This window comes from Gordonia sp. NB41Y (genome assembly GCF_030718915.1).
GTDB classification, from domain to species: Bacteria; Actinomycetota; Actinomycetes; order Mycobacteriales; family Mycobacteriaceae; genus Gordonia; species Gordonia desulfuricans.
This window is the reverse complement of record NZ_CP132196.1, coordinates 1,354,806-1,378,942: the sequence shown is the minus strand read 5'-3', so window position 1 is coordinate 1,378,942 and position 24,137 is coordinate 1,354,806. Positions and strand designations below refer to the sequence as shown.

Sequence of the window (24,137 nt, the reverse complement as noted above, 5' to 3'; positions counted from 1 at the left end):
GAGTTCGGAGAATCCATACCTTGCTCGGTACCGAGTATGCCACTCGGCGCAACTCCATAACAGGGGCTCGCCGCGACCGTGTCCGGCGTCGTCAAAATGTGGTTGACCTGCGTATCTGAACATCAGAATGGCTACGCTCGTCCGGCAGCCAGCCAACCGTGTCAGTGCGGGCTGGCTCCAAGCACAGCAATGAGACGTTCTCTGATGCGCCGCTTGCGTTCCTCGAAGAACGGTAGGAAGTCATTCAACTCGAGCGACAGGCCGTCGAGGTCGTTGTCGGCGAGATACGTGGTTCGTTTGTCTTCGCTGGAGAAGGCGTTCTCGATCCAAGCAGCCGGCAGACTGTCCTGCTTTTCGATGTTGGCGGTGCCGGCGAGCAGTTGGAGGTTCGGCAAGAGGTTGAAGGCAGCCATATAGTCGTCGACTTTGTCGGCTGGAATGTCTGCTTTTAGGAGCTTCTTCCTGGTGAACCGGGACTTGGGGAAGATGTGATCTTCGTGGAACTTCTTACTCAGGTCCAGACCTGGATACAAGACCGACAGCACCGAGAACGTCCGTTGGCCACCGTATTTGAGGTTCAGAAGCTCGTCGATTTCGGCGCTTTCAAAAGTGAGGCTCTTCCCGGCCACAGCCATGGCGTCTTCGATGGCTTCGGCTGGAAAGCCGCTTTCCGAATTGTCTTGCAGGACATCCCGGATGCGAGTCAGGAGCGTGTCGAGACCCGATCCCCAGATACCACGTTTGACAAGTGAACGCGTGACCCATCGCTGGAGTGCGAGCCTATCCGCGGCGTCGGCAGACGAGTCGAGGTACGAGTCACCGGCGTCGCGGAGGTGGAGGTAGTGCGCGACGGGGATTATCACGCTGTTGGCCGTGAGGTTTCGTTCGTTGTACCCGAACTGCTGCAGCAACGTCGCCGCTCGGAGAAGGGCTCCCCTGATCTGTGGCCATGCGGCCTCCACCTTCGCCATGTTCGTCTGGGTGAAGTTGGTGACCTTGAACCGTACATCGACGTCCGCGATAGTCAGTGCGGTCTTCAGAACGACGTCCTTGGAAAACGAGAACTGACGTCCGGCATTGCTGTTGATCTCGGATACGAGTGAGCGCACCTCCTCGCGGGCATCCAAGTCCTGCCACTGGTTGGTGGCCATCGACAGCAGCAGATCGGAATACGACAGCGTAGTGCCGCCGCTGTTGACCCGGACGAAAATCTCCAACACCTTGTCGGCGTCCTGATCGGTGACCAAGAAGTAGTTCATCGGCTTGAGCACGCGTACGGCTTCGTACAGGTCGTAGAGCCGTTGGAAAGCGTCTGCTGACCCTGCGATACCCCGCTTTTCCAGCTCCTTCATGATCGCGGGACCGGCGTTGGCGAGATCAAGGACTGCTCCCACCCTGAACCACTTGTCAATCTCTCCGTCATCTGGATTCGCATCCTGGTCGGTGAGGAATCGAAGATCGTATTTGGTACCGAGTTCTTCGTCGTCCGGGTCGTCGGCGAGGTTGAGGTACAGGCGTTTCGTAGGGAACGCATCAGCGCTATTCCACCACGCGTACTTCTTCTTCTCGGAGAGGCTGCCGTACAGCGCGATGTTCAATGACGTGAGCCGCTGCTGCCCATCAAGAACTGCGGTGGTCCCGCTCCCCGCCGGCACTGTGGCTTTGTCGGCGTAAGGATGGTCGCGCTCGTGGTAGTTGGTCAAGAACTCGTAGAACGTGTAGGACTGCGCGGTCTCAGGCTTGACGTTCCACAGGAGGAATGACCCTACGGGATACCCGCGCATGAGGCTATCCACGAGTTTGGTGATTTGGTCTGCGCTCCAAACGAATTCACGCTGAATCGCAGGCATCAGATATTCGCGCTTGTGGATAGCCGTGAGCATTTCCTCGACACTGCGTGGAGTCTGGAACGACATCTGCTACTCCTCGTTTCACTTGGTCTTTGTCGAGCGTGGTCGATTTAGTCGGTGGAGGTCTCGGACAGGCTGTCCACGATCTTCATCGTTTCGACCGCAACGGTTGTCACCTTCGCGATGAGGCCAACGATGTAGCGCGGGTCATCGTGCTCGTCGCACCAGTCGTTCGGGTCGTTGACGATGCCAGACGCCTTGTCGGTCTTCACTTGATACCGGTCGATGATCCACGCCAGCGCCGATCGTGGGCCGAGCATGTACCGCTCAGCTTCTTCCGGGATGTTGGCGATAGTGACCTTCGAGTTGTAGATCAGCTTCGTGACATCGCTGACGCTCTTGCCAGTCTCTGGGTCTTTTCGTTTGGCCCATTTCATCTTTGATATCCGCCAGGTCTCGCGGTCGGCGGGATCGGCGCCCGGCTTGAGCTGTACATCGACGGGGTACGGCGCGACGTCTTCGTACCCGATGTGGAGGTCGGACAGAGCCAGGCCCGCCGCTGCGAGTTGCTCGAACCGTTCCTGTGACTCTGGGGTCGGGATGTGCGGCAGTATCTTCTTCAGGTCCGCGGCGTAGGTCTCGCGGTAGCCGGGGTCGTGAAGAAGTCCGTACACGTAGAAGAAGACCTCGTCCTTGGTGACCTCGTGGCCGAGTGCGTGCTGGTACAGCTTCAGGATGCCGTCGGTGATGTTGTCGACGCGGCGGTACCCATACTCGTCTACTTCACTTGAGCCGGCTGGGAGATCAAGGGTGCCGTCGTCGGGGTCTGCCTTCTCGTAAGTCCAGCGCGGGAAATACAGTCCCGTATCGAGCAGGTGCAGATTCGGGAGGAGGTCTGTCGCTAGCGCTGTAAATTCGAAGTGAGAGGCCGGACCCGTCAGAACCATTCCGAGGTTCTTGTGATGCACCGTCGGGAACATCGAGTCAAGTTCGCCACGACGGTGACTGAGCATCGGACCGAAGTAGACGTGCTGTTCCTGGAATGGGCGATATGCGCCCAACCGGTAGGAAGCCGCATCATGGCGCGCGGCCGTTCCTCGGCTTAGGTGTTGTTTGAGACTCGATGTCCACTTGATGTGGTCCTCGCGGCTGGCGTCCGGACGGTTCGCGAGAAACGCGGTGACGTCCTTCTCGTTGGGTTTTGCGATGCCGAGGCGCTCAGTGAAGGCGGCGAACGCCTCGAGTTCGTTGTTGTAGTTTTGGATGAGGCGCTGCACATTGGCGCGGAGCGTGATGTTGCTGGAGTTGTAGACCCAGGCATCACGGTTGGTCTGGAGGCCTGCGGACATCAGGCCGAACACACGAACCCCGCCCTTCTTCTCGCCGATCGCAGGCCAGTCGGCGAACTCCTCGCTGCGTTGGTTGACCCAGTCGCCGTGCTCGTTCGGGATGATCGCCTGCCACTCAACGGACTTGAGGTCGCCTCCCGCGACGATCTCCAGCTTCCGCTCGCGTGTCAGGTAATCGCCGATGTCCCGGTACTGGAGCTCGCACGGTTCGGTGCTCGCCGGGTCCTTCACTCCGACCAGTATGGCGACGGTGTTGCGGCTGCCGGAGCCGAATACCTTGCCGCCCTCCCTGCGGGACAGCTCCCCCGAGGTGCGCTGGTTCCCACGCAAGTTGTAGACGTAGATCCGGCTGAACTCCTCGGCGAGCGACATCCGGATGCCGTCGGCAGTGTTGCCCTCGATCCACCCGCCGTTGGAAACGAACGCAACGACGCCGTGATCACCCACCCGGTCGGTGGCCCAGCGGAACGCCCGCAGATACGAGTCGTAGAGACTGTTCTTGTTCGTCGCCGTAGAGCGCTTGGCGTAGGTGTCGGCGATCCGCTTGTCCAGCGTCGGATAGGAAACGTTCGCGTTCAGGTCGTTCGTTGAGTCCTGCCCCACTGAGTAAGGCGGGTTTCCCACAATGATGTGGATCGGCGCGGCGAGCTGCTTGACGATCCGAGAGTTGTTCTGCGGGAACATCTCCGTGTCCATCGAGTCGTCGTCTTCGGTCATTTGGAACGTGTCCGTCAGGACGATTCCCTCGAACGGGCTGTACTCGGTCTTGGTCAGTGCGTGGTATGTGGTCTCGATGTTCACCGCGGCGATGTAGTAGGCGAGCAGCATGATCTCGTTGGCATGCAACTCGCTGGCGTACTTGCGCGTCAGGTCTTCTGGGCGCACCAGGCCCGATTGCATGAGTCGGGTGATGAACGTGCCTGTGCCGGTGAACGGGTCGAGAATGTGTACGGCGTCATCGGTGAGGCCGCGACCGAACGCTTCACGGGAGGCGTGGTCGGCGGCGCGGAGGATGAAGTCGACGATCTCGACCGGGGTGTAGACAATGCCGAGTGCCTCAGCCTGTTTGGCGAATCCGACCTTGAAGAACTTCTCGTACAGCTCCGCGATTACCTGCTGCTTGCCGTCAGCGGTCGTGACCTCTGATGCCCGGACCCGAACCGAGTCATAGAAGCCTTCGAGGTGCTCGGTCTCGGCTTCCAGCCCGGCCCCGCCGAGTTGGTCCACCATCGCCTGCATCGTCCTCGAAACCGGATTGTGCGCCGCAAACTCATGGCCGGCGAAGAGAGCATCGAAGACCGGCGCCGTGATTAGGTGCTGCGCCAGCATCGAAATGGCGTCGTCGCGAGTGATGGAGTCGTTCAGATTGTCCTGCAAGCCTTTGTGGAACTTCGCGAACGCCTCGGTAACGGCCTCGTCGGCGCCGTCGATCAGGATCTTGATTCGGGCGATCAACGCCGCGGCAATGTCGGCGACGTCCTTGGCCCAGTCCTCCCAATAGGTGCGGGTGCCGACCTTGTCGACGATGCGGGTGTAGATGGCTTCCTGCCACTCGGACAGGGAGAACAGCGCCATCTGTTGCGCCATACTTCCACCACTGGCTCCGCTGCCGTCGGTGATGCCGTTGGCGGGGTCGTCGTTCGCGCCGTTAGTCGCGCTGCCAGAGCTTGCACCGCTGCCGATACTCTCCGGGTTCTCCGTGGTCGGGCCAATGTGCCCGCCAAGGAGTTGGTCGGAACCCTGGCCGGTCGCGAGAAGCTCGGCGGAGGTGTTCAGTGCGATCGAGTTGACCATGGCGTTGAAGCGGTCGTCGTGGGCACGCAGTGCATTGAGGACCTGCCACACCACCTTGAAGCGGCGGTTGTCCGAGAGTGCCTGTGACGGTGAGACTCCGGCAGGGACTGCAACCGGCAGGATTATGTACCCGTAGTCCTTGCCCTCGGCCTTGCGCATCACGCGGCCGACGGACTGCACGACGTCGACGACGCTGTTCCGTGGGTGCAGGAACATCACCGAATCCAGCGCGGGCACGTCGACACCTTCGGACAGGCATCGGGCGTTGGTGAGGATGCGGCACTCATTGTCTGGGAGTGGCGCTTTGAGCCACTGGAGCTCGCGGTTGCGTTCGAGGGCGTTGTACGTGCCATCGACGTGGTGAACCTGCACGCCCAGATCAAGATTGGTGGTGTTGACGTCGTGGCCCTCGTTGATGCTGTCGGTGAGCATGTCCCGGTAGGTGTCCACAACGCGGGGAAACAGCTCGGCGATCTTTTTGGAGGCGGCGATGTCCTTCGCGAATGCGACGGCTCGACGCATCGGTGGCTCGCCCGGAGTAAAGCCGGTGCCATCCGGGGTGCGCCCAGCTCGCTTGGCCAGGCCGTTCCACGCGCCGACGATCTTCGTTGCATCGTCAAGACGCAAGTCCCCATCGGGGCCGGCGAGCTGGGTTTGCAGGGGAGCAGCGACCATCTCCTCGTCGACAGTCAGGACGAGGACCTTGTAGTCGGTGAGCAAGCCGCGCTCGACGGCCTCGCCGAACGACAAGCGATGGAACTCGGGACCGTATTCGCCCTCGTCGTCCATCGACGTGATCTCGGCGGAGTGCTCGTCCGCCTTCGTCTTGACCGATTCGTCGAAGATCCGAGGAGTAGCCGTCATGTAAAGCCGTCGCGCGGACTTGATGTAGTCGCTGTCGTGGACGCGGACGAAGTTCGACTCGTCGCCACCTTCAAGTGTGACGCCGGTCGTCCGGTGTGCCTCGTCGCAGATCACCAGATCAAAGGGGTCCACTCCGTCACGTTGCGCCTGCGCTACGACCGGCAGCGACTGATAGGTGGTGAACACCACCGTTAAACCCTTGGCGCGCTTGCGATGTGACATCTCCCCGACCAGTCTGTCGGCGTTGGTGGTGACCGGTACCGCGACGTCGTACGAGCTGATGTCTTCGGCGGCACGCGACACCTTGGTGTCGGAGCAGACTGCGAAGGCTCGGAGGTCCAGCTGAGTCTGCGCAGTCCACTCGCGCAATGTCTGGGACAGCAGCGAGATTGAAGGGACGCAGAACAGGACTCGGGCGTTGCCAGCATTCTCGGCCGCCGTGCGTTCGGCGATCTTGAGCGCCGTGAAGGTCTTTCCGGTGCCGCAGGCCATGATGAGCTTGCCGCGATCGTCGCCCTTGCCGAAGCCGGCGAACACCTTCTCGATCGCCGTGATCTGATGCGGCCGCGGCTCGTGCCGAGTTGCCTCGGCGAGGTGAACTTCGACCTCACCGTCGACCAGGCTCACATCCCAGTCGATGGGTGAGTCGGCGATCTCCGCGAGGCCGATGCGCTGCACCGGGATGGTTTGGTCGTCGAGCGTGTCCTCGGCGTTCTTTCCCCAGCGGTCGGTGGTCGAGATAATGATGCGGTTGGTGAACGGCTTCTTGCCGGATGCGGTGAAAAACGAGTCGATGTCTTCTTTGCGCAGCGTGTGGGTTGGTTCGTAGAACTTGCACTGGATTGCCGTGTAGGCGCCGTTGTCGCGCTCTCGGGCCACGAGGTCGATGCCGGTGTCGGGTTTGCCCTGCCGCCCGGGCCAATCGATCCATCGCCACACCGCGTCGTACTGCTGGGAGAGCATAGGGTCGAGTTCGAAGTACCGGACCATCAGCTTCTCGAACTTGGTGCCACGTTCAGAGTTCGACGGCGCCTCACGAAACGCCGCCATCACCTCGTGAATCGAACCCATGCTCCGTTGCCTCCAGTCGATCGGGCCGTCTGTCGCGAAACCCTATCGGGCGGGAGGCTCGCGTCGGGGCACTCGCGCTTCGGTCCAGCGCGTCGCGGAGGGTTGCTGCGGGCTTTGGTCAGTGGCGGCAGGGCCACGGATCGCGGGTGCACGTGTCCACCTCGGCTGTGGCGCTCACCGGTCTGGCGTCAGCAACTCGCCGGCATCAACGCCCAGCACTTCGGCGATATCGAACAGGCGCTCGTACAGAAGGCCGCGCCGCCCGTGCTCGACCTGGATAAGGACGTTGCGGGTGACCCCCGACTCCAGTGCCAACGCTTCTTGAGTCAGACCTTGCTCGATTCGGAGTGTCCTGATTCGTTGGCCGACGGCTTTGCGGTGCCGGGCCCACGACTCCAATCGACGTGGATCGACTTGAGATGGGCGAGTTGGCACCCACCAAGTACCGAGGATCGCTACCGGAAAGTCTGCCCTACTAGTAGTACTTTGTTGACGTGGTAGCGGAAGCGCGCAGGGAGTGGGCCTCGCCGATGTCCTTGGAGATTCTCGACGAAATGGTCGCGGTGCTGGATGAATGTGGAGCCGTCCTCCTGATGCTCTCCGACGAGGCGGCCCTCAACCTTGACGAGTTGGGCGAGATCGTCGATGTCGCTCGCGGCGAGGCCGTGAACGCGTTCGGAGCGGCGAGCCTGTTGAACAAGTATGCGGAGTTGAGTGAGTCATGGACCGATAACCTGTCGCGCCCTCGTGCGATCTACGCTCGGCACTCGAAAGCAGTGCGAAGCGGCGCGGCGCGTGTGCAGCCGGCGGTGCCCACGGCCCGCTTTCCGATGGCCGAGGAGGCTATCGCGCACGTCCTGGATACTCACCAGCAGTTCAGCGAGACGACCGTCGAGCGTCCGACTTGCTCTGCCGTCGCGAAGTCTAAGGGGCGCAGGTGCACGAAGCCTGCAGCGTGGATGGGTCCGAACGAGTTTCTGCCGCATTGTTACGGCCACCTCGACGCGGATGAGCGACGGCAGTACGAGGAGCGACGAAATAGGCAGGCTGAGCAGGAGAGGCTTCATCGGGCTGAGGTGGTCGAGCAGCTTTACGAAGAAGGCCGCATGGTCGCGGCGGAGTGGGCTGAACGGCGGCGACGGAGACACGTCGAGGAGATCTCGTAGGTGTCCGTGATTCGCAAGTGCGGGCTGCCCGTGAAACGATCGTGTCCTACGAATGAGACCGTGCGAGAGCGCTCGGTTTTCGCCTGGGTGTCGCCGCGTGGAAGCATGGGGCGATGCACAAGACCTCCGCTGGCGATTGTAGTCGCCGCGTTGTTCCGGCCACTTCAGCAACAAGGGCAGGCTGATGAGTCGGCTGCCGATTCGTACTACGGCCGGAGTTCTGCAAGGGCTGGAGCACGAGTTCTCCAACTTCGCGGCCGCTTTCACTGCTGGGGAGTACGTTCTGTGGCTTGGCTCGGGTATTTCGCGCGAAGTAGTACCGAACGTCCAGGCGCTTCTCGTCCGAGTCCTTGAACTGCTCCGCACCAATGTTGACAAGATGGACCGTGGCTGCCCTTACCTGGTAGCGCTCAGGGAGGCGCTTCTTCTCGCTGATCTGTCCGATAGCGACATCGATGCGATCGACCTGGACGCACCGGTGGCCTCATGGGCGGACTGCGATGGAATCGCCAGGCGATTGACCTCGAAATATGCTCAGGTTCTTGACATCCCCGTGGTGGGGCAGCCCGCGGACTTTCTTGTCTGGTCTGGCCTAGACGTTCCCGGTACCTACGGCGACCCTGCGCTCGAACCAGACGTCGAGCACTTCTGCATTGCATTACTGATCTTGGAGGGAGTGGTCTCTTCGGCCGTCACCGCCAACTGGGACGGGCTTATCGAGCGGGCGCTTGCAGTGCTGACGAATGACCCAGATGCGATCATTCGTGTCATCGTCCGTGCGCAGGACTTCCGCGAGGGTCGGGGACAGGCCCAGCTGATCAAGGTCCACGGATGCGCGGTCCGTGCGCGAGACGACGAGGGAGCGTATCGCGCCCTCTTAGTTGCTAGGCAGCAACAAATTTCTGGCTGGACTGAGCGGCAGGAAAACGCCGTCATGCGCAAACACGTGGAGGTTCTCTACACGGACTCCCCCTCGCTTCTGATTGGCCTCTCGGTGCAGGATGCGAATCTGCACACTATGATCGCCAAGGCGATCGAGGAGCTCCCGCGGCCATGGCCACACACACCGCCCGCGGTCGTACTGGCCGAGGAGAAACTTCAGGCGCACCACCGCCACGTTCTTCAAGTCACCTACGGGTCCGACGAGTACCAGACCCATTCGGCTGAGATGAACGACTCGGCAGTACTTCGCTCTTACGCGAAGCCCACGTTGCTGGCGCTTGTGCTCTGGACGCTTTCCGACAAGCTCCTCACACTGCTCTCGTGTCTAGCTGAAAAGTCGGGGTGGAGCGAGGCCGAAACTGATCGTATGAAGGTTGACATTCGACAAGTCCGCGATGCGGTGGCCGCATATGCGGAGCCCGGCAATCACGTATTCCTTGATCGGCTGATCGATCTGGTAGTTCTGATGCTCGGCGTCTTCCGTACCGGGCACGCCCCGGCCAGCGGCAGCGTTAACTACGAGCCGATCTCGGACCGTCCCATCCGCTCGGCCCTGCGTAGCCCCGACTATCCAGCGGCCGCATTCGGGTACCTGGCAACTGCAATCTCGCTGCTGTGGCGTGGTCACTCCGCCAGTGACTGGTCGCTCCTTCCGGGGGCCACCGAGGCCGCAGGAGAGGGCGTTCTCAGGCTTAGAACGAGCGCACCAGCGCCACGCGACCTCCGCGTCTTCGTCGTAAAGGATGCCTCTGCCGCTATTGCGCTCGCCGTAGACGGCCTCGCCGACGAGAGCGACCCCAGCGCGCTCTTCGTCTTGGCTGAACGAGAAACAACCTCCTCCGTGCGTTCGCCCCGTCCCCGGTACGGGCGTGTGGGCGTAACCGGCGCCGCACGCGTCAGCATTGCAGATCTGTACGAAGACGCACGAACGGCGGACGATCTATATGACGCGTTCAAACTTGTCGGAGGTCTCACGTGAGCGAGCTACAAGCAGCTTCTGTCGAGCAGGTAATGGCTGTACTGGAGCGTGGCGGCTACCATCGCCTTCAGAAGCCACTCACCGTCGCTGGTATGGAATTTGACTTCGAAGCCGCTGCCCGCGGGACACAGCGTTCCCACGATCTCGTCGTGGTCACCACTGGCCGGCTTCCGGGCGTGCGCCTCCAGCGGCTCCTAGCGGGACTGGCGCGTTCGCTCGATCTGGCCCATTCCAGGCGCCCGGTTACGGTCGTTGTAGTCGGTGATCTGTCCGCGAGTGGCAGAAGCGAACTCGAACGTCACGCCCGTGTGTTGCACGTCGGGTCCACCGATCCCAGCGAGATGGAGGTTGAACGCGCGATTGCTGTGCTCCTTCCGCTCGAACTTCCTCCCGTCGTCACCCTGGAGGGTAACGACCCATTAGAAGAGGTCTTGACAACTTTGGGACCCGGACAGGACACAGACGAGCAGGTCACGCTGGTACGCGCGGCAATCGGAGGCGCAGACGATGTACGGGCGGCGCTTCGTGACTACGTAAACGACGGTGTTGTCTCGACTGCACCGGAAGGCGCCTTCGATGACTGAAGTCCCCATTCGCGCGATCACGATCTCCGATTTTCGACGTCTCGCCGGCACCCGGACACTGCCGCTTGACGCACCCATCGTGCTGGTCCACGGATCCAACGGTGCCGGAAAGACAAGCTTGCTTTCTGCGCTTGAACTCGGCTTGACCGGGCAGATTCGAAGCCTGCGACGACTTGACCCCCGCTATACGGCTTACCTGCCTACGCTGGGACAAGACTTCGCCACCGTTCGCGTGGAAGTGGACCCTACCCATAAAGGTAAGGACGGTCCTTCGAAGCCTCTAACCGCAGGCGGCAGCAGGATTGAGGGCTTCCCAGCTCTCACAGCCGAGGGCGCTAATTTCTACGGCGAACGCTGCTTTCTCGACCAGGCTTCCTTGGGCCGTCTCCTGGACCTCTACCAGCACCGGGAGGGTAAGCAGGAATCTGCTCTTGCCCAGTTCGTCAACGAGCTGCTAGGCCTCGAACAGCTTGACGCACTTCGTACGGGGCTGAGTGACGCTAACAATCTTCGTCTACTGAAGAACCTCGCCGACCGCATTAAGGACGCCACGATCCAAGCGGACCTTGCCGCAACAGACCTCATTGCGACCACCCGCAACCTGACGGAGGCTAGAGCTGAGGTTGACCGGGCGCGCGAGCGAGCCTATGCCGCTGCTCGATCGATCGGCTTCGACTTGCTTGAAACCTCAACGAATGAAACGGTTGCCGTTGGTGAGAATGCGGATGAAAGACTTATCGTCACCATACGCACTTCGGTAGCCGACCAGGATCTCGACGTCGAACGCAGGCGACTACTGGCTCTCCAACGTGACCTCATCGCCCTTGGAGGACGGCTCGACGCGACCGATGAACGCCCATCAACCCAGGACCTAACGGAAGCGCTTGACCAACTGGATCAAGCCGTGCGGCGGTTTCAGCGCTGGAATAGCGAGCACAGTTCTGAGGTCGCGGCTTGGCAACGTGCAGCACACGAGGCGGGAGTAGAACCCGGTGCGGGTGTCGACACAGACATCGAGCGCGTGCTTAGTGGCGTCCAACGCCTCCTTACCTCACAGGCAGAGCTTCAGATCGAACACCAGGCCATCCAGTCGCGCCACGAAGCTAACCAGCAACGCGTCGAGTCCCTGCAGGAACGCCTTCTCGAAGCGCAGGCACATGCGACCTCACTCGTGGAGGGCCTGGCGTCCATCCGTCCCGCAATTCTTGGCGACATCTGTCCCGTCTGCGATCGCGACTACGCCGAACTCGGCTTGGGGGATCTCGACAAGCACGTCGACGTCAAGATCACTCAACTTAGCCAACAGGGGCGGCGCCTTCTCAATATGCGACGAGAACGGGATGATCTCTTGGCCACGACCGCGCGGACTCAGTCGGAACTCACAGCGACGGCGGCCTCGCTTCTCGATCCTGTACAGATGCGCGACCTCGAAGAGAAGGAGAGGGAGCTCACCACCCTCCGTGAACGGTGGCTGTTGCTGCGTCCAGCAGCCGAAACAGGTCGCGGTCTACGGGCGGCTGAAATGCAGGCGCGGCGTCGTGTCGAGGAGTTGGAAGCCGCGTCGAGCGAGTACCAAATTGTCCGAACTGAACTTGCGCGATGCGCTAGCGTGCTGTCCCGCCCAATACCGGATGGAGACACCCCTCGGGCAGTTTGGGAGAGTCTCTCAAGCATTGCGGGGTCGAGACTGGATGAGATCGGGAACCGAGCAACCGTGCAGGCAAGCGGGATCGCGGCGGCAGATCAGCTGGAGCAAGCCCTCCGGCGGCACGCTGACGCCATCGAACGTGTAGCGACCGCGGCGCAGCACAAGGACGAGTGGGACGTCTGTGTCAAGGAAGGACGACGACGCCAGGCGGTTGCTCGCACTGTCTTCGATGCGGCAACCGAAGTCAGGACTAACGTCGTCCAGCGTGTATTCACCGAATCTCTCAACCGGGTTTGGATGAGTCTTTTCACACGCCTCGCCCCGAATGAGGGTTTCATACCCTCGTTCGGAGTTCCGACCTCATCAAAGGCGGGGCTGGAGTTGGCAATTCACACCGTTCACCGTGACGGAGGTGAAGGCGGTTCGCCTCAGATGATGCTCAGCGCTGGCAACCTCAATACGGCCGCCCTGTCACTTTTCCTCGCTCTCCACCTTGCCGTTAATCCCGTGCTTCCCTGTCTGGTCTTCGACGATCCGGTTCAAGCAATGGACGAGGTCCACGTTGCCCAATTCGCTGCACTCATCCGAACGCTTGCAAGGCAACATGAGCGTCAGGTAATCATTGCTGTTCACGAGCGCGAACTCTTCGACTACCTTGCCCTCGAACTTAGCCCGGCCTACGAGGGGGACGAGTTGCTAACCATCGAGTTAGGCGAGCGGTCATTCGACCGCGATCAAGGGATTAGGCGGCACGTATGGGAGCGCGACTCAGCGATCACGGGTTAGGTTGGCCCGCCTCTGGATTGGTCAGCGTGCACGGTTCAACGGACAATGCAGGTTTACGTCGGTGGTAGACCTTCTAATGCACTGGCGGTTTACAACTCTGGCTCGCTGCGCGCAGGGCTCATCCGTTCGCTGATCTCCCGCTGCCGACCTGCGGCCACATGTTGGTAGAGCGCCGCCATGTCTGCAGTTGTGTGCCCAAGCCGCTCCTGAAGCTCGGCGGTTGACGCGCCTGCTTGGGCGGCGAGTACCGCGCCAGTATGCCGCAGTGCATGAACGTGCATCTCGGCCTTCGTGGATGGCAGCGCAGCCTTGAACGCCTTGGTGAAAGTCGCGCGAGGCAGGCGATCCCCGCGAAAGTTGCTCACTACAAGCGTGTTTGGCCCCTTGTCGATGATCTTCAAGCGTTGACGAATCGCTACAGCCAAGTCCGGCGGCACCCACACATCCCGAGTGCCGGCGTCGGACTTGCTGCCCTGCTTGACGACGGGTACGCCATCGACCAGCGGAGCGGAGCGTCGGACGTGGATGACCATGCCGTCGGGGCCGTCGTCGATATCCTTCACGCGAAGCTCGGACACTTCGGCGTAACGCAACGCGCACCAGGCCATGATAGGTAGCGCGATCGCGTAGTAGCTGGGCAGCTTGGCGGCGGTCTCGCTGATCTCCGTCGGGGTCAGCAGGATGATCTGGCGCCGGGTGGTCCGTTTTCCGTAGCGCTTGAATCGGGGATTATCGGCAGGGTTGCTCGTGATGATTTCGCGCTCGACGGCCTCCTTCAGCAGGGACTTGAGCAGATTCCATGCGTGAGCGCGGCTCGCTTCGTATTCGACGCCGAGGTTCCGCCACCACTCCTGGAGGTCGTCGGCCGTGATGTCGCGGACGACGAAATCTCCGAGGCCTGGCTCGATCCGCGTCTCCCACAGTCGCTTGTAGTTGGACCGGGTCGTCGGCTCAAGCCGACGACCCGCGAGGGCGTCTTCTGTGAACTCGCGCAGCCGAATTGACGAGCGAGCCGCCACCTTGGCGCGCTCGGCAGGCGGCGTCCAGGTGCCCTGGTCGATCAGCTGACGCTCCTTGTGGAGCCACGCCTCCGCTGCCATTCGGGTGTCGAACGTCTTCGGCGCGTTGAACCGCGTCAGGGTGCCGTCGTGGATGTGCATGTAGGAGGCCGCGAACCGGCAACTCGCCGAGCGTGGCGCGCGGACGTAACCCCAACCGCGTCGTCGGCGCTTACTCGGCAAGGCTTGTCCTCCGCATCGTCACCCATGCGTCACGGTGCGCACGTGTGCTCACTCATGTCGATATTGTGGCTGATATGGATGGTAGCGCGTGGATGCTTGCACTGGTCAGTGCTCGCGGCTAGAGTCGCTCTAACCGGGCAATATGCACGCTATGGCGCCTGGTGACACAAGTGAATGGGTCCTCAAGTGCAGCCAGGTTCGAGTCCTGGTGGGGGAGCTTCGAGTAAAGCCAGCTCAGAGCTGGTTTTGCTTACGCTCCATTCGTTGGATGCGGATGTCTCGCGGATGTCGCACGTGGCCATACGAAAGACGAACGATTCCGATCAGGTGTCACCCGCACCGGCCTGGGTCTGGCGAGGGTTCGGCCAGGATCTCCATCGGGTCGGCCGGGAGTCCGCCGCTCACCGACGCGCTGCCGATGACGCCTGCAGTGCCGGTCAACTGTCGAGTCGTGGCATATGCAGACGGCTCGTGGTGGTAAGTGGCACAACGTAGTTCGCAGCTTCACTCGGAATCGATCACAGACGTCGACGGTCGGCGAGTCGGTGCTGAACCCGAGTTCCCGATATGCCAGAACGCCTTTGCGCACGCCGACGTGGGCGGCCACCAAGGCGTGTCGCACCCCCCGGCGTTGGTGGGGAGAAAACCGGCGCCCGTGCCGATCGGTCGGTCATCACGACTGACTGCACGCACCCCGGCGTGTGTCAGCCTGCAGCACAATGACCAACGGCGACGATCCACCCGAACGTACGACAGGCCCGAGGCGTGTGGTCGAGACTCGGCGGGCGGGTGGCCCCGAACCCGAGGGCCTGTGAATCCCGCTAGGCGGACTCGACGCCCGCCCGTCGGGCGCGATGCTCGTTGCGTCGCCAGAACAGTGGTTTGGCGATCTCGGTGGCCGCCGCGTAGGCCACGGCGATCGCCAGCATCAGCGCGGCCAGCGACAGCGGCAGCACCGACAACCGCAGGATGGTGCCGGCAGGGGTCAGCACCAATGCGAAGGCCACCGCCACCACACCCGCCGACAACCCGATCAGCATGCCGCTCGGACGACTGTGCCAAGCCGGACCGCGGGTCCGGAGGATGAACAGGATGAACACCTCGGTCAGCACCGACGCCAGGAACCACGCGGCCTGGAACTCGCTTTCCCCGGCGCCGACCGCCAGCCGCAGCACCGCGAACGCGGCCAGGTCGAAGATCGAGCTGATCGCCCCGAAGACCACCATGTAGTTGACGATCAACCGCATGTCCCAGCGCTGCGGCGAGGCCACCTGCCGATCGTCGACGCGGTCGGTCGCGATGGCCGCCGCGGGCAGATCCGACAGCAGGTTGATCGCCAGGATCTGCGCGGCCAGCAACGGCAGGAACGGCAGCACCAGTGACGCGATCGCCATCGAGATCATGTTCCCGAAGTTCGCGCTCGTCGTCATCTGGATGTACTTCATCGTGTTGGCGAAGGTGCGACGCCCGGCACGCATCCCGTCGAGCAGGCTGCGAAGGTCCTTCTCCAGCATCACGATCGACGCCGACGACGCGGCGACGTCGGCGGCGCCCTTGACCGAGATCCCGACATCGGCGGCGTGCAGCGCCGGGGCGTCGTTGATCCCGTCGCCCATGTATCCCACGATCTGCCCGGCGGCGGTCAGACCCGTGACGATCCGCTCCTTGTGGTGCGGGGTGGTCTCACAGAACACGCGGACGGCCGGCAGTCGGCGTGCGAGCTCGGCGTCGTCGGCGTCGTCGATCTGCCGACCGGTCATCACCGCCCGAGGATCGAGGCCGAGCTCGCCGGCGATGTGGGTGGCCACAGGCAGTGCGTCACCGGTGATCATCCGGACAGTCACCCCGGCGTCGGCGAAGTCCGCGACGGTGCTCGCCGCGTCGGGTTTCACCGGGTCGGCGAAGCTCAGCAGCCCGACCAGGGTCAGCCCGGTCTCCGAGGCCGGACCCATCTCCACAGCCGCGGACGCGGATTCCCTTGTCGCGACCGCCAGCACCCGGAATCCCTGCGCTCCGAGCCCGGCGACGACGTCGCGGACCGACGCGATCACATCGTCGAGCGGGACGAGGCCGTCGGCGGTCCGAGCGGTGTCGCAGACCTCGAAGACCTTCTCGACCGCGCCCTTGGTGACCAGCAGCGGGCGGCCGGCACTCCCGGCCCGGTCGTCGACCAGGACCGACAGACGCTTGCGGACGAAGTCGTAGGGCACCTCGCCGAGCGCCCGGGCACCGTCGAGGTCGACGCCGGCGGCCGTCGCCGCGGTGACGATGGCCGCGTCCATCGCGTTGACCAGACCGGTCTGCAATGTCGCGTTGAGCGCGGCGACACGCAGCAGGCCGGCATCGGGTTGACCGGTCAGGTCGAGGGCCCCGGACAGGTCGATCCGGCCGAGGGTCATCGTGCCCGTCTTGTCGGTGCACAGCGTGGTCATCGCGCCGAAATCCTCGATCGCGTTGAGTCGCTTGATGATCACCCGATGACGGGCGATGACCTTCGATCCCTGTGCCAGGGAGAGGCCGACGATGGCGGGCAGCAGCTGCGGGGTGAGTCCCACCGCGAGCGACAACGAGAACAGGGCGGAGTCGATCACTGCGCGATGCAGGACGAGGTTCACCACGAAGATCACCGCGACCAGCACCACCATCACCCGGGTCAACAGCAGGCCGAACCGGGTCATCCCGCGCTCGAATCCGGTCGGATGTTGCTTCTTCCCCAACGATGCTGCCACGCCACCGAACTCGGTGTCCCGACCGGTGGCCACGATCATCGCCCGCCCCGATCCGGACTGGACGTGGGTGCCGGCGAAGACCATGTTGGCGCGGTCGGCGAGTTCGGTCCCGGGGTCGAGGACCTGAGGTGACTTGGTCGCCGGGAACGTCTCACCGGTGAGGCTCGACTGGTCGAGCTGGAGATCGGTGGCCGCCACCACCACCGCGTCGGCCGGAATGATGTCGCCCGCACGGATGACGATCACGTCACCGGGCACGACCTCGTCGAACGGGACCTCGACCTCGGCGCCGTCGCGCCGGCACGTCGCCGACAACCGGATGGTGCCGAGCAGCCGGTCCATCGACGACTGGGCGCCGCGTTCCTGGACGAAGTCGAGAAGTCCCGACAGGAGCACGATCGTCAGGATGATGGCGGCGTCGAGCCAGTCGCCGAGCAGCCCCGAGATGAGGGTGGCCACCACCAGGATCAGGATGATCGGGCTGGTGAACTGGTGCACCAGCAGACGCCAGGCCGAGTTGGCGTGCGACGTCGACACTGCACGCGCGCGGGTGGCAGGGAGCGCGGCATGGGCGGCGTCGGCGCTGAGTCCGTCTGGTCCGGAAGAGAACTCGCGGGCCAACTGATCCGGTGGTGACGCCCACGGCGGCGACTCTGTCTGCACGTTCGCTGATCATACGATCATCTCCAGGGAATGCGGCGTCGGTGTCGTCGGCCCGGGGGACACCGGCCGGAGCCCTCCTCCGAGCCCACGGTGATACTGAACCCATGGGTTACCCGCAGTATCCGCCGCACCATCCCGGCGACGTCGAGGCGTTGATCCGCGCCTATCCGCTCGCCTGGGTCATCCCGACCGCGGACCCGTTCACCGCCACGCCGCTGCCGCTGCTGCCGGAGATGGCGGGCACCGAACTCGATGCACTGTTCGGGCATCTGTCCCGCCGCAACCCCATGCTCGCGGTACTCGCCGACGACCCCACCGTCACCATCCTGTTCCAGGGGCCGCAGGGCTACATCTCGCCGCGCCTGGTCGGCGATCCGACGTGGGGGCCCACCTGGAACTACGCGGTGATCCGGGTGCGGGCGCGGATCGAGATGGTTCCCGACGAGCTCGACGACGCACTGAGCACGCTCGCGACCGCCGTCGAGGCCGACCACCGTGAGCCGTGGGAGCCGTCGGAGATGGGGGAGCGCTATGACCTGTTGCGGCGCTACATCACCGCGTTCCGCGCGCACGTCGACGCGGTCCATTCGACGTTCAAACTCGGGCAGGACGAGAACGACCACGACTTCCGCGCCATCGTCTCGGGCATGGACGATCCCGAACTGGCCGCCTGGATGGAACGGATGCGCGGGGACGTCAGGAGACGATGATCGCGATCGCCACCACCAGCACGATCAGCAGGACGAACAGTGACGCGCCGACGATCACCGCGACCCGGACGCCGGAGTCGTCGGGGCGGTAGGGCCCAGGTGGTCCCGGGGGTCCCGACATCGCAGGTGGTCCCGACATCGCAGGGGGTCCCGATGTGGCAGACGGTCCGGCCATCGGGGCCGGTTGCCCGAACGGGACCGGACCGGCACCGGTGATCTGCGGTGCCACCGGCGGGATCGGGATGATCGGCGGCAGGCCGGGATTCGCGCCCGGCAGCCCCTGCGGGGTGGGCGGGACCGGTGGGGCCGAGGGCATCGGGGCGGCCGCATGCGGGACCTGTGCGTGTGGCGGAGGCAGCATCACCAGACGTCCCTCGAGGGCATCTCGTGCGGCGCGGGCCATCTCGCCGGCCGTGGCGAACCGGTCGACCGGATTCTTCGCCATCCCGCGCGCGATCACCGGATCGAAGGGGCTGCCGAGTACCGGTGGTGGCTGGTTCAGGTGGGCGGCCACCAGTATCTGGAGATCTCCAGCGCCGAAAGGCGGTGCAGCGGTCAGGCATTCGACGAGGACGCAGGTGAGGGCGTAGATGTCGGCGGCGGGGGTGGCGATGTTGCCCGCAGCGAATCGTTCCGGCGCCATGTAGGCGAACGACCCGACCGCCGCACCGGTGTCGGTGAGTCGCGGATCGGTGGTGGTCTGGGCGAGCCCGAAGTCGGTGAGGTAGGCGAAGTCGCCGCCGTCGATCAGGACGTTGTCGGGTTTGACGTCGCGGTGGACCAGTCCGGCCGCGTGCGCCGCATCGAGGGCGTGGGCGACCTGTTCGACGATCGACACGACCTGATCGGCGGGCAGCGGCCCACCTGCCAGCAGACCCCGCAGATCGGCACCGTCGGACACGATGCGCATGTCGAGGAAGAGATGTCCGGTGATCTCACCCCAGTCGTGGATCGGGATGATGTGCGGGTCGTTGAGCTGTGCGGCCATCCGGGACTCGCGGAGGAACCGTTCGCGGAAGACACTGTCCCCGGCGTACTGCGGCGCCAGCAGCTTCAACGCCACGGTGCGTCCGCGGCGCTCGTCGCGGGCCTGATAGACCTCGCCCATCGCGCCGCGACCCAGGAGCCGCTCGAGGGTGTAGTCACCCAGCGTGGAGCCACTCCGATCGGCAGGGTCATGCATCGTGCGGTGTGTCCTCCTGCCACCTGGGCGCCGGTTCTTTGCGGGTACGCTACCCGCTCATCGGACGTCGGGGCAGCCGGACTCGCAGTCGGTGGATGGATGTGTCGACTGTTCGGACGGTGTGGTCGCGCCGGGGACCGTGGTATCCGACAGATCGGACCCGGCACCGCCCTCGGACCGGGTATGTCGAGCGTCTAGCCTGTGACGATGGGGAGCGGATCAGAGCAGAACCGGCGTCCGCTGCGCGTCGACGCCGAACGCAACCGGCGGCGCATCATCGCCGCCGCGCGGGAACTGTTCGCCGACCGCGGACTCGACGTCTCACTCGACGACGTCGCCGAGCATGCCGGTGTCGGGGTGGGCACGGTGTACCGGCGCTTCGCCAACCGTGACGAGCTGATCGCGGGCGTGCTCGTCGAGCATCTGCACGAGGTCGTCGACCATGCCCGCGCAGCGCGCGACAACCCCGACCCGTGGTCGGGTGTGGTGGAGATGGTGGACGGTGTCGTCGGATCGATGGCCGCCGACCGCGGGCTGCGGGCGGTGATCACCCGCTCCGATCACGAGCAGCCCGAGATCGCCGCACTCAAGACCGACCTCGGTGAGCAGGCGTGGGCGGTGTTCGACAGGGCGGTGGCCGCCGGTGTGCTGCGCCCGGATCTGGCGGCCAGCGACATGTTCGCGATCGTGGCCATGCTCACCGCGGTCGCCGAGGTCACCGAGTCGGCGGTACCCGGCACCTGGCGTCGCTACCGGGAACTGCTGCTCGACAGCATCCGGACCGAGCCGGTGCGCGCGGAGCTGACCGTGGCCGCGCTCACCGAGGACCAGATGAACATCGCGCACCGCGACACCCTGGAAGCGGTGCGGCGGGCTTTCTCGACCAAGGACTGACCGCACGTGCCGGGCGGTCAGGTGATCAGTCCCTCACTGACGAGCCAGTCGTAGGCCACGTCGGATGGGTCCTGGCCGTCGATGTCGACGCGGCCGTTGAGTTCCTGCAGCAGGTCGTCGGTGAGGCGTTCGGACACGGTGGCCATCAACGGCGCGATCTCCGGGTGGGCGTCGAGGACGTCCTCGCGGACCACGACGGTTCCGCTGTAGGGCAGGAAGAAGTGCTCGTCGTCCTCGAGGACCGTCAGATCGAGGTTCTTGATCCGCCCGTCGGTGGTGTAGACCATCCCGAAGTTGCACGGTGAGCTCTTCGCGGTGGAGGTGTAGACCACACCCGAGTCCATCTGGGTCACATTGCCCGACGGCACACCGTCGGGGGTGTTGTAGGGCATGTCGTAGGTATTGAGCATCGGCAGGAAGCCGTCGGGACGGGAGAAGAACTCCTCGTTGACGCAGAAGGTGCGTTCGGACACCGGCAGCTGGGCGATCTGCGACATCCGGGTGATCCCGAGGCGTTGCGCGGTGGCCGAGGACATCGCGAACGCATAGGTGTCGTTGAAGTTCGCCGGCGGCAGCCACACCAGGTGGTTCTCGGCGAGTTCGACGTCGTGGACCTTCTGCCACAGTTCGGTGGGGTCGGCGATCACGTCGGTCTCGTGCAGGTAGGTCACCCACGCCGTGCCGGTGTACTCCCAGGCGAGATCGGCACTCCCGTTGAGCATCGCCTGCCGGCTCGACGCCGATCCGGGCGCATTGGTGAGGTCGCTGACATCGGCACCCGCCGCCGCGAGATAGGTGGCGGCGATCTTGCCGAGCAGGATGCTCTCGGTGAAGTTCTTGGACGTGACGGTGATCTGGGCACCGGCCAGCGGTGTCTTCCCGTCCGGCAGTGACGCCTTGTGGAAGGTGCCCGACGAACTGACGAGACCACACCCGGCGATGGTGAGGACGCCGAGGATCGCCACCGCGAGCCCGAGTGTCGTGTTGCGGAGCCGTGCGATGGGCATCAGATCCCCCGTGGGGTCGCGGCCAGCTCGACGAGCCGGCCGAGCCAGTCGACGATGAGCGCCAACAGGCCCACCAGAATGGCGCCGGAGATGAGGAGCTTCGGCAGGAACAGGGTCACCCCGGTGGTGATCAGGGTGCCCAGGCTGGTCGCGCCGATGAACGTGCTCAGGGTGGCGGTGCCGACCAGGATCACCAGCGCGGTGCGCACGCCGTTGAGGATCACCGGTACCGCCAGGGGCAGTTCCACCAGGACCAGGGTGCGTACCGCCGACATCCCGATCCCGCGGGAGGCCTCGACGGTGCGCTGGTCGACCTGCCGGAGGCCGACGATGGTGTTCTGCAGGATCGGCAGCACCGCATAGACCACCAGTCCGATGACCGCGGTGCGGAAACCGGTGCCGAGCCAGAACGTGAACAGCACCAGCAGACCGACGGCGGGCGCGGCCTGCCCGACGTTGGCGAGGTTGATCGCGATCGGGTTGAGCAGCCTGGCCCACGGGCGGGTCAGCACGATCCCGAGCGGGATCGCGATGACCACCACGATCACGGTCGCCACCGCGGTGAGCTTGATGTGGTCGAGGATGGTCGTCTGCAGGCTCGACCAGGTCAGGGCGGCGCTCTCGGTCTCGGTGAAGGTGGTGTTCAGATACCAGATCAGATAGCCCGCGCCCACGACGACGATGAGCAGTGGTTCGAACCACACGTCCATCGGCAGACGCCGGAACCGGGCGGACAGGGCGGTCATGACGAGGCGCCGCTCTCGGTCGGTTCGCTGTCCCCGGTCGGTCTGCCGTCAGCTGTCTGTTCGCTGCCTTCGGTGTGTTCGGTGTAGGTGGAGTGGTCGTCGTCGCGGACCTCGGCGATGCGGCCCTGGATGATCTCCATGACCGACCCGATCGCGAGCGAACCGATCACCGCCCCACGCGAATCGGTGACCAGCGTGCCGCCCTGGCTGGCGGCGAGCATGCTGTCGAGGGCGTCGTTGAGCGTCGACGACGACGCCACCACCGGCAGGCGGTGGTCGACATATGCGCTGACCTGGGGTTTGGTGGCCACCTCGTCGAGTGACGGCCAGGCGAGCGGACGTCCGTGGACGTCGACGGAGACCAGCCACCGTTGTCCGGCGGCACGGGCACGACCGACCGCCGCCTCGGAGGACTCGCCGACGCGGGCGGTGACCACCGAGTCGAGGGTGACGTCGCGGACACGGGCGAGGGTGAGGTGGGCCAGGGTGGCACCGGATCCGACGAATTCCTCGACGAACGGGGTGGCCGGGCTGGCGAGGATCTCCTCCGGTGTCGCGTACTGCTCGATGTGGCCACCCTCGGACAGGATCAGCACCTCGTCACCGAGTTTGGTGGCCTCCTCGAAGTCGTGGGTGACGATCACGATGGTCTTGCCGAGTTCCTTCTGGATTCCGATCAGACTGTCCTGCAATCGGACCCGGGTGATCGGGTCGACCGCGCCGAACGGTTCGTCCATCAGCAGGACCGGGGGATCGGCGGCCAGCGCACGGGCCACACCGACGCGCTGCTGCTGGCCACCGGACATGTCCTTGGGCAGCCGGTGGGCGAAATCGGCGACGTCGAGGCCCACGAGATCGAGCAGGTACTCGGTGCGTTCGGTGATGCGTTTGCGGTCCCAGCCGAGCACGCGGGGGATGGCGCCGATGTTCTTGGCGACGTCCCAGTGCGGGAACAGCCCGCCGGACTGGATCACGTATCCGATGGACTGGCGCAGTTTGTCGGGGTTCTCGCGGGTGACATCGCGCCCGCCGATGAAGATGCGTCCCTCGGTGGGCTCGATCAGGCGGTTGATCATCTTCAGCGTCGTGGTCTTACCACATCCCGACGGTCCGACGAAGGCCACGATGTGGCCGGCCTCGATCTCGAGGTCGAGCTTCTCGACTGCCGGTTTGGCTTGTCCGCGATAGCGTTTCACGACGCCTTCGAGCGTGATGGACGCTCCGGTGACCGTGTCCGGTGGTGTCATGTCAGTCCCCTCGAGATGGTGAGCCGACCGAGCAGAACGAGCAACGCGTCAAAGACGAGTGCGACGATCACGATGAGAATCGTTCCGGTCAAGGCCATTTCCAGTGCGTTGGCGCCGCCGAGGCGCGAAAGTCCGCTGAAGATCAACGATCCGAGCCCCGGGCCGAGCACGTAGGCGACGATCGCCGCCACACCGACGATCATCTGGGTGGAGACGCGGATCCCGGTGAGGATCACCGGCCATGCGATGGGCAGTTCCACGGTGAGCAGAATCCGCCAGCGCGGAAACCCGATTCCGCGCGCGGACTCCACCACGGCCGGCGGTACCGAGCGCAGGCCGACGATGGCGTTGCCGACCACCGGCATCGTCGCGAAGAACGCCAGCATGATGAACGACGGTACGACCCCGAGGCCGAAGGGAACGATCAGCAGTGCGAGGAGGGCGAGCGACGGAATCGTCAGCGCCACACGGCTGGTCGTCAGGGTCAGGGCAGACCCCAGCGGGAGTCGATAGACGGCCACGGCGACGACGATCGCGATGAGCGTTCCGATCAGAACGGTCTGAAGCGCCAGCGACGCATGCTGATAGGTGAGGAAGGTCAGATTGCTCGCGTGGTTGCTGATGTAGTCCCAGAGATGCACATCGAAACCCCTTCCATGGGCGCCGGTGACTGCCCGCCACATC

The 24,137-nt window shown here is 64.0% G+C and carries 16 protein-coding genes; 6 read left to right on the top strand and 10 right to left on the bottom strand.

The features are described from left to right. Window positions 1–161 precede the first annotated feature (161 nt). The 3 genes from Q9K23_RS05845 to Q9K23_RS05835 form a co-directional block, all read right to left on the bottom strand. The gene (locus tag Q9K23_RS05845; protein WP_053778442.1) at window positions 162–1,916 is read right to left on the bottom strand and encodes a DUF262 domain-containing protein; all 1,755 of its coding nucleotides are present in this window, start codon (window positions 1,914–1,916) and stop codon (window positions 162–164) included. A 44-nt stretch (window positions 1,917–1,960) separates the two neighbouring features. Further along, window positions 1,961–6,928, bottom strand: coding sequence for a DEAD/DEAH box helicase (locus tag Q9K23_RS05840; RefSeq protein WP_053778441.1), 4,968 nt, complete (start codon window positions 6,926–6,928; stop codon window positions 1,961–1,963). 174 nt (window positions 6,929–7,102) lie between these two features. Further along, the gene (locus tag Q9K23_RS05835; RefSeq protein WP_020790289.1) at window positions 7,103–7,363 is read right to left on the bottom strand and encodes a helix-turn-helix transcriptional regulator; all 261 of its coding nucleotides are present in this window, start codon (window positions 7,361–7,363) and stop codon (window positions 7,103–7,105) included. 59 nt (window positions 7,364–7,422) lie between these two features. Here Q9K23_RS05835 and Q9K23_RS05830 point away from each other — a divergent pair, with 59 nt between their 5' ends. The 4 genes from Q9K23_RS05830 to Q9K23_RS05815 all read left to right on the top strand — a co-directional run bounded on the left by Q9K23_RS05830 (window position 7,423) and on the right by Q9K23_RS05815 (window position 13,033). Further along, the gene (locus tag Q9K23_RS05830) at window positions 7,423–8,094 is read left to right on the top strand and encodes a hypothetical protein (RefSeq protein WP_053778440.1); all 672 of its coding nucleotides are present in this window, start codon (window positions 7,423–7,425) and stop codon (window positions 8,092–8,094) included. Window positions 8,095–8,278: 184 nt separating this feature from the next. Beyond that, complete coding sequence (locus Q9K23_RS05825) at window positions 8,279–10,015, top strand: SIR2 family protein (RefSeq protein ID WP_020790290.1); 1,737 nt, start codon at window positions 8,279–8,281, stop codon at window positions 10,013–10,015. A gap of 92 nt (window positions 10,016–10,107) precedes the next feature. Then, complete coding sequence (locus Q9K23_RS05820) at window positions 10,108–10,599, top strand: hypothetical protein (RefSeq protein WP_305950422.1); 492 nt, start codon at window positions 10,108–10,110, stop codon at window positions 10,597–10,599. Then, window positions 10,592–13,033, top strand: a complete 2,442-nt coding sequence (locus Q9K23_RS05815) for an AAA family ATPase (protein WP_053778438.1) — start codon at window positions 10,592–10,594, stop codon at window positions 13,031–13,033. Before Q9K23_RS05820 ends, Q9K23_RS05815 begins: the two co-directional genes overlap by 8 nt. 89 nt (window positions 13,034–13,122) lie before the next feature. On the opposite strand, the gene Q9K23_RS05810 is transcribed toward Q9K23_RS05815, so the two are convergent. After that, on the bottom strand, window positions 13,123–14,193 hold the full coding sequence (locus Q9K23_RS05810) for a site-specific integrase (protein WP_053778437.1): 1,071 nt from the start codon (window positions 14,191–14,193) through the stop codon (window positions 13,123–13,125). 902 nt (window positions 14,194–15,095) lie between these two features. After that, window positions 15,096–17,666, bottom strand: coding sequence for a magnesium-translocating P-type ATPase (gene mgtA / locus Q9K23_RS05805; RefSeq protein WP_053778436.1), 2,571 nt, complete (start codon window positions 17,664–17,666; stop codon window positions 15,096–15,098). Window positions 17,667–17,770: 104 nt separating this feature from the next. Here mgtA and Q9K23_RS05800 point away from each other — a divergent pair, with 104 nt between their 5' ends. Continuing rightward, window positions 17,771–18,376 carry an FMN-binding negative transcriptional regulator gene (locus Q9K23_RS05800; RefSeq protein WP_020792556.1) on the top strand — a complete coding sequence of 202 codons (606 nt, stop codon included), beginning with the start codon at window positions 17,771–17,773 and terminating at the stop codon, window positions 18,374–18,376. Here the strand turns inward: Q9K23_RS05800 and Q9K23_RS05795 are convergent. Then, a complete protein-coding gene (locus Q9K23_RS05795) occupies window positions 18,363–19,559 on the bottom strand; it encodes a serine/threonine-protein kinase (protein WP_053778435.1) in 1,197 nt (398 codons plus the stop codon). The genes Q9K23_RS05800 and Q9K23_RS05795 overlap by 14 nt on opposite strands. 207 nt (window positions 19,560–19,766) lie before the next feature. On the opposite strand from Q9K23_RS05795, the gene Q9K23_RS05790 reads away from it, so the two are divergent. After that, entirely contained in the window at window positions 19,767–20,453 is a 687-nt protein-coding gene (locus Q9K23_RS05790) for a TetR/AcrR family transcriptional regulator (RefSeq protein ID WP_152972882.1), read from the top strand. 17 nt (window positions 20,454–20,470) lie between these two features. Here Q9K23_RS05790 and Q9K23_RS05785 read toward each other — a convergent pair whose 3' ends face one another. From Q9K23_RS05785 to Q9K23_RS05770, 4 genes are read right to left on the bottom strand one after another with little or no spacing between them, the layout of a single operon-like run. Next, window positions 20,471–21,460 (bottom strand): glycine betaine ABC transporter substrate-binding protein, encoded by a 990-nt coding sequence (locus tag Q9K23_RS05785; RefSeq protein ID WP_053778434.1) that lies wholly within the window; start codon window positions 21,458–21,460, stop codon window positions 20,471–20,473. Beyond that, a complete protein-coding gene (locus tag Q9K23_RS05780) occupies window positions 21,460–22,206 on the bottom strand; it encodes an ABC transporter permease (RefSeq protein ID WP_020791391.1) in 747 nt (248 codons plus the stop codon). The genes Q9K23_RS05785 and Q9K23_RS05780 overlap by 1 nt, the downstream gene beginning before the upstream one ends. Then, window positions 22,203–23,453 carry an ATP-binding cassette domain-containing protein gene (locus tag Q9K23_RS05775; protein WP_020791386.1) on the bottom strand — a complete coding sequence of 417 codons (1,251 nt, stop codon included), beginning with the start codon at window positions 23,451–23,453 and terminating at the stop codon, window positions 22,203–22,205. The genes Q9K23_RS05780 and Q9K23_RS05775 overlap by 4 nt, the downstream gene beginning before the upstream one ends. After that, entirely contained in the window at window positions 23,450–24,094 is a 645-nt protein-coding gene (locus Q9K23_RS05770; protein WP_020791387.1) for an ABC transporter permease, read from the bottom strand. Before Q9K23_RS05770 ends, Q9K23_RS05775 begins: the two co-directional genes overlap by 4 nt. Between the last annotated feature and the right edge of the window lie 43 nt (window positions 24,095–24,137).

Coding starts and splice junctions, on each gene's coding strand:
- Q9K23_RS05845 (WP_053778442.1), bottom strand. CDS start 1,916: ATGTCGTTCCAGACTCCACGCAGTGTCGAGGAAATGCTCACGGCTATC.
- Q9K23_RS05840 (WP_053778441.1), bottom strand. CDS start 6,928: ATGGGTTCGATTCACGAGGTGATGGCGGCGTTTCGTGAGGCGCCGTCG.
- Q9K23_RS05825 (WP_020790290.1), top strand. CDS start 8,279: ATGAGTCGGCTGCCGATTCGTACTACGGCCGGAGTTCTGCAAGGGCTG.
- Q9K23_RS05820 (WP_305950422.1), top strand. CDS start 10,108: ATGGAATTTGACTTCGAAGCCGCTGCCCGCGGGACACAGCGTTCCCAC.
- Q9K23_RS05815 (WP_053778438.1), top strand. CDS start 10,592: ATGACTGAAGTCCCCATTCGCGCGATCACGATCTCCGATTTTCGACGT.
- Q9K23_RS05810 (WP_053778437.1), bottom strand. CDS start 14,193: ATGCACATCCACGACGGCACCCTGACGCGGTTCAACGCGCCGAAGACG.
- Q9K23_RS05800 (WP_020792556.1), top strand. CDS start 17,771: ATGGGTTACCCGCAGTATCCGCCGCACCATCCCGGCGACGTCGAGGCG.
- Q9K23_RS05795 (WP_053778435.1), bottom strand. CDS start 19,559: ATGCATGACCCTGCCGATCGGAGTGGCTCCACGCTGGGTGACTACACC.
- Q9K23_RS05790 (WP_152972882.1), top strand. CDS start 19,767: ATGGGGAGCGGATCAGAGCAGAACCGGCGTCCGCTGCGCGTCGACGCC.
- Q9K23_RS05785 (WP_053778434.1), bottom strand. CDS start 21,460: ATGCCCATCGCACGGCTCCGCAACACGACACTCGGGCTCGCGGTGGCG.
- Q9K23_RS05780 (WP_020791391.1), bottom strand. CDS start 22,206: ATGACCGCCCTGTCCGCCCGGTTCCGGCGTCTGCCGATGGACGTGTGG.
- Q9K23_RS05775 (WP_020791386.1), bottom strand. CDS start 23,453: ATGACACCACCGGACACGGTCACCGGAGCGTCCATCACGCTCGAAGGC.